The organism is Chamaesiphon sp. OTE_75_metabat_556 (genome assembly GCF_031378165.1).
In the GTDB taxonomy this organism is placed as follows: domain Bacteria; phylum Cyanobacteriota; class Cyanobacteriia; order Cyanobacteriales; family Chamaesiphonaceae; genus Chamaesiphon.
In genome coordinates this window covers 1-5,718 of record NZ_JANNDR010000124.1, presented here as the reverse complement: position 1 = coordinate 5,718, position 5,718 = coordinate 1, and the positions used below count along the sequence as shown (strand labels likewise).

Genomic DNA, 5,718 nt, shown 5'->3' with positions numbered 1-5,718 from the left:
GGGCGTTGGGAGTTGGGAGTTGGGAGTTGGGAGTTGGGAGTTGGGAGTTGGGAGTTGGGAGTTGGGAGTTGGGAGTTGGGAGTTGGGATTAGGCTCTAGGCTTTGGGTAGGTGTTAGTTAATCGAATGGTATTGAATCGGGGTTTTGTTCGATCGCATCTAGGAGCACAGAATTATTAGCAGATCCGGTGTAATAATTTAAGATTGATTTCAGGATTTGACCAGAAATTGCTAGAATAGGCTGGCATCAATAATTATGCAATTGAATGTAACCAAAGTCAGTCCTTTCGATCGATTGGGTTGCTGTGATAGTAGTTTGAGTGCTGGATCTGGGAACGATCTATAATATCGCCAGATGCCGATCTCCAAGATAGCTAATCTGCTCGGTTGTTACATCCCCATAATTCAGTCTCGAAGATCCCGATTACCATGAGAGGGAGATCGAAAAATTTGACTCCGTCCGAAGGCATTTTCTATGAGTTCTGCACAATTTCCCACCGATCGGCCTCTATCGCAGCCAGAGGCTGCTACCAGACCAGCCAAACCGATCAAACGACCGAAAAAACCAGATCCGGCAGATTATCCACCGTTGCCACCGATGCTGCAACTGACGGGGAATACACCAATTCCGCCAGCGAGTGAGCCACTTCAGTATCGAGCGATCGGCTTGATTTTGGGTAAGTATATTCCCTCTAGTGAAGAATTCAATCAAGGGATGTTGCTGGCAGATGATGGGACGGAGATTGATGCGGTCATTCTCGGTCGGATCATGAGTCTGATCAAAAATCATCTCGATTTAGAAAAATCCCATCTGTGGGTTGTCTATCCGCGCATTCGCAAGGAAGACAACAAACTTCACGCCCAAATCATGGGGATGTGGGATCCAAAATTGACGATCGAGCCACTCTACACCGCAGAGACTGAGCCATCGATCGATTCAGATCCAGAGACACCAGTCCTGCCGACGATCGAAACTTTGGGCATTCCCGATAGTTATTTTTCGATTCGGGGTGAAGTGATCTATCAATCGCGAGAAACTAAAGAAATTTTTGTCAAGATCCGCCAAGCACCAAAGAAAAAAACGGAGGAGGAGCGGTACTTCAAGATCCGCCTAGTTGGCGATCTGCCGCAAAAGTTAGTCGGTAATTTTTGGGATTTCGATGCGATCCGCGTCGAGAATCATTTGGAGATCCGCAGCGGTCAATTTGTCGCGACCGTCCGCGCAAAAACGCCGCGTAAAGGCGGTGGTAGACCGCCGAGCGATGGTGGTGGTAGCTCCAAACCATTTAAAAAGCCTTGGGACGGGCAGGAAGCGAGAGAGTCAGCACCTCGGAGTGATGTCGATCGACCAAAACCCGCGCCAGTGAAGCGATCGCTTCCACAGAAGTTGGATTTACCAGATCCTTCCTAAGTCAATTCAGGATTGTTAACAAGCTCAATCTCCACAACCGACAAGATGGCCAAATCAATTGCCATCTTGTCGGTTGTTGCTTGTCGATCTGTTATTCATCTAGTCGGGGGAGTCGATCACTAGCAGGATCGCTCAATCGCAATCGTACGGACTCACCATGTGAGAATAGTCCCTCGGCTTGAGTCAGCGCATCAATGGCACCACCCACTTTATTTAAAGCTGCTGGTGAGTATTGGATCAAGCTGGAGTGTTTCATAAATGTCTCGACGCCCAGAGCCGAGGCATACCGAGCCGCACCTGATGTCGGCAAGGTATGATTGGGACCCGCGAGGTAGTCGCCGACAGCTTCAGGGGTCGAATTGCCGATAAAGATTGCGCCAGCATGACGGATGCGATCGACTAATGCCCACGGATCGGTCGTATTTAGCTCTAGATGTTCGGGGGCAAAGCGATTGGAGAGGTCGGTGGCGTCCTCCAGGCTGTCCGTGACTACGATGAGGCCGTAGTGGGCAATCGATTTTTCGGTGAGCGTGCGACGGGGATGATTGATTAGCTGTTGCTCGACCGCAGTTTGAACGGCGGTGGCAAAGGTCAGATCGGTTGTAATCAAAATTGCGGCTGCCATCGGATCGTGTTCGGCTTGTGCGAGTAAATCGGCGGCAATATGCGCTGGATTGGCATAGCGATCGGCGATAATTAGCACTTCAGATGGCCCCGCCAGGGAATCGATCCCGACGGTGCCATAGACTAATTTTTTGGCTAGCGTCACATAGATATTACCAGGGCCAGTAATTACATCCACTTTGGCAATCGTATCGGTACCATAAGCTAACGCCGCGATCGATTGAGCACCACCCACCCGATAGATTTCTTCGATCCCCGCAACTTGCGCGGCAACCAGGACGGCAGGGTTGAGATTTTTGTCGGCTCCCGGCGGCGTCACCATGGCGATCTGGGGCACGCCTGCGACTTTAGCCGGAATTGCGTTCATCAGCACCGTGCTGGGGTAGCAAGCGCGGCCTCCAGGTACATAGATGCCCGCCCGATCAACGGGATTGTAACGTTTACCCAGCACCACATCATCCGCGCCGAATGTCACCCACGATTTGGGTACCCGCTGGCGATGAAAAGCTTCAATATTACCAGCCGCCAGTTCGATCGCTTTGAGCAATTCTTTAGATACCTGTTGATAGGCGGCATCGAGTTCGGCACCACTAACCCGCAACCGATCAACTGTCAGAGTTTGACCGTCAAATTCAGCCGTGTAGTGTAGCAAAGCCTTGTCGCCTTGTCTTTTGACTGTCTGGACAATCTCGTTGACGGTGGCTTCTTTGTGGACGATCGCGTCGTCGTGGGTACGGGCACTGATTCGCTGCAACTCTTGTTGAGCTTCAGTCTGCTGAGTAATGATTCGCAGCATGGTTGAAAAATGCCAATTATCAAAAGGTGGAACGATCGGGGGTCTGTGGGGACAGTCTATCCTTGGCGACCTTATATGTTATAGCTTAGCGCGATTTTTAGCAGGCGGGGCAACACCGATCGCTCTTAAACTCAAGGTTCATAAATGTTGTGGCTGTGATTATTCAAGTCAGCAGGAGATTTGATGAATGATTACACGATCGTAGTTATCGATGTATATTGCGATACAGTTATTGAGTCAAGGAAAAGTGCATTGATAGAAGATAACAAGATAGTTGTCTAATCTGGTGTAAAAGTATGAAAATAGACACTTACAAACCTGGTGAATTCTATGACGAATTGTTTTTACCCGATGGTCAGCCGCGCTCGATTGCCACGACACTAATTGAGAAGATTAACAGTCTTTCCCTCTCTGAGTTACACCAGCATCAAAGTTTAGCCCAAAGCACTTTATTCAAGACAGGTGTGACTTTCAATGTCTATAGTGACGATCGAGGTACTGAAAAGATTCTACCATTTGATATCATTCCGCGTACGATTTGCGATCGAGAGTGGCAAGTATTAGATCGGGGTTTAAAGCAGCGGATTCACGCTCTCAATCTATTTTTAAGTGATATTTACGGTCAGCAGCAGATTATTCTCGATGGGGTCATCCCCGCAGAGGTAATTTACTCGGCAACGGGATTTCTCAAGCCTTGTATGGGCTTACAGCCACCCCAAGGAATTTGGTGTCACATTACGGGTACGGACTTGGTTCGCGATCGTGATGGGAGTTGGTATGTATTGGAAGACAATCTCCGCTGTCCATCGGGAGTTTCCTATGTGCTCGAAGGTCGGCAGGTGATGAAATCTACTTTCCCGCGTCTATTTGAGAAGATGCAAATTCTCCCTGTCGAAGATTATCCTAGTCGGTTACTGGAAACTTTGCTGTATCTAGCACCAGAATCTATTCCCAATCCGACAGTTGTAGTGCTGACTCCAGGGATTTATAATTCCGCCTATTTCGAGCATTCCTTCTTGGCACGACAAATGGGCGTGCAATTAGTCGAGTCGCGAGATTTAACAATCTCGGATGGGTTTTTAAAAATGCGAACCACTAAAGGCTTACAACAGGTAGATGTGATTTATCGCCGCATCGATGATGAATTTATCGATCCTTTGACTTTTAGGGCTGATTCGATGCTGGGAGTTCCTGGATTGATGGATGTGTATCGGGCGGGGCGAGTCGCGATCGCTAATGCTCCAGGTACGGGGGTAGCAGATGATAAAGTGGTATATGCTTATATGCCAGCGATCGTTAAATACTATCTGGATGAAGAGCAAATTATCCCCAATGTGCCGACATACCAATGTTGGGAAGCCCAGCAACGCCAGTATGTCCTAGAAAATTTAGATAAATTAGTCGTCAAAGCCGCCGCCGAATCGGGGGGGTATGGGATGTTAATTGGCACCAAATCTACTGCTGAGGAGCGGAGTGAATTTGCAGCCAAGATTATCGCAGATCCACGCAACTATATCGCCCAGCCGACGCTATGTTTATCGCGGGTACCGACGTTGTTACCGGATGGTATCGATGGGAGACATGTGGATTTGCGTCCATATATTCTCAATGGGCGGGATATTTATATCAATCCAGGTGGGTTGACGCGGGTGGCATTGAAGGAGGGTTCGTTGGTGGTTAATTCTTCGCAGGGTGGGGGGACGAAGGATACTTGGGTGGTGAGGTAGGATAATCATTACCGCACGATTAAAATCGTCGCTCATGGTGCAAAGTCCGCCTGCTCGGATTGGGATCTCTAACCCGCGAGGCGGGTTTTGCAGTACTAGCAGCGGTTGAAACCGCTGAATGTTCTTTCAAGTTAAGTAAACTTATTAAGTTACTAAATATCATGGCTTATAATAACTTTTCTCTACAAGATATAATCAGCCAATTCGATTTGAATCTAATAGAATCAGCTTTTTGCGAATCTCTACCGCCAGTATCACCAAAGCCAGAATTCTTAAATATTTTTGAACAATATTTGCCATTGGCGCAGAGGGCAAAATCTGAAAAGGCAAAGTCAGAGTTGCTAGTGAGTCCAATTTTGGTTGAGTTGTTGCGATTGGCTGATAACCCAGTACAACTATTCTCAGGTGAAGAGTTCAATGTTGATAAAGAGCGTGGTTTAAATGGTTTTTGCGACTTCTTGTTAAGTAAATCTACGATTTCATCTATCATCCAAGCTCCGATTGTGATGTTAGTGGAAGCAAAAAAGGGTGAATTAGATGTGGGATTAGGGCAGTGTGCTGCTGAAATGGTTGCTGCTCAAATATTCAATGCAAATGAAGATAAGACTATTCCGGTGATCTATGGCTGTGTTACCAGCGGGAAGTTATGGCAATTTCTTAAGCTTGAGAATAAGGATCTAACCATCGATCTCAATGAATATCAAGTTACTCCAGTTGAACGTATCTTCGGTATTCTTAAATGGATGGTGAGCGATCAAAAACAATAATTAATATGGTAATTGATTTTCTACAATGTCAGAATTAATTGAAATTGAAACAGAAAGACTCCGCTTGCGCCAATGGATGGAATCAGATCGAGAGCCTTTTTCAAGTCTTAACGCCGATCCGCGAGTGATGGAATTTTTACCTAGTATATTGGATAAAGCTGCTAATCGTATCTCAGGCTTAAAATCTAGATTGCTCAGGTAGGGGCAATTCATGAATTGCCCCTACCTGAGCAATCGGTGCGATGACGGCAATTTTGGATCTTACTTATTACTTATTACTTAACCTATGGTTGCTTTACCCGATCGATTATTCATGTCCGCCGCCGAATATCTAGACTGGGAACCTACCCAGGAAGAACGTTATGAGTATTGGGATGGCGAATTAGTCGCGATG

The 5,718-nt window shown here is 47.0% G+C and carries 4 protein-coding genes and 1 pseudogene; 4 read left to right on the top strand and 1 reads right to left on the bottom strand.

What is annotated here, in order from left to right; translation table 11 throughout:
• The first annotated feature begins 474 nt into the window (after nucleotides 1-474).
• Nucleotides 475-1,410 carry a hypothetical protein gene (locus RMO27_RS05365; RefSeq protein ID WP_309730116.1) on the top strand — a complete coding sequence of 312 codons (936 nt, stop codon included), beginning with the start codon at nucleotides 475-477 and terminating at the stop codon, nucleotides 1,408-1,410.
• A 91-nt stretch (nucleotides 1,411-1,501) separates the two neighbouring features.
• Here RMO27_RS05365 and hisD read toward each other — a convergent pair whose 3' ends face one another.
• Nucleotides 1,502-2,830, bottom strand: a complete 1,329-nt coding sequence (gene hisD / locus RMO27_RS05360) for a histidinol dehydrogenase (RefSeq protein WP_309730113.1) — start codon at nucleotides 2,828-2,830, stop codon at nucleotides 1,502-1,504.
• 296 nt (nucleotides 2,831-3,126) lie between these two features.
• Here hisD and RMO27_RS05355 point away from each other — a divergent pair, with 296 nt between their 5' ends.
• The 3 genes and pseudogenes from RMO27_RS05355 to RMO27_RS23735 form a co-directional block, all read left to right on the top strand.
• On the top strand, nucleotides 3,127-4,557 hold the full coding sequence (locus RMO27_RS05355) for a circularly permuted type 2 ATP-grasp protein (protein ID WP_309730110.1): 1,431 nt from the start codon (nucleotides 3,127-3,129) through the stop codon (nucleotides 4,555-4,557).
• Between the two features lie 161 nt (nucleotides 4,558-4,718).
• Nucleotides 4,719-5,324: a hypothetical protein gene (locus RMO27_RS05350; protein ID WP_309730107.1), complete on the top strand. Its 606-nt coding sequence runs from the start codon at nucleotides 4,719-4,721 to the stop codon at nucleotides 5,322-5,324.
• A 286-nt stretch (nucleotides 5,325-5,610) separates the two neighbouring features.
• A pseudogene (locus tag RMO27_RS23735) lies at nucleotides 5,611-5,718 on the top strand (Uma2 family endonuclease); the annotation flags it as partial.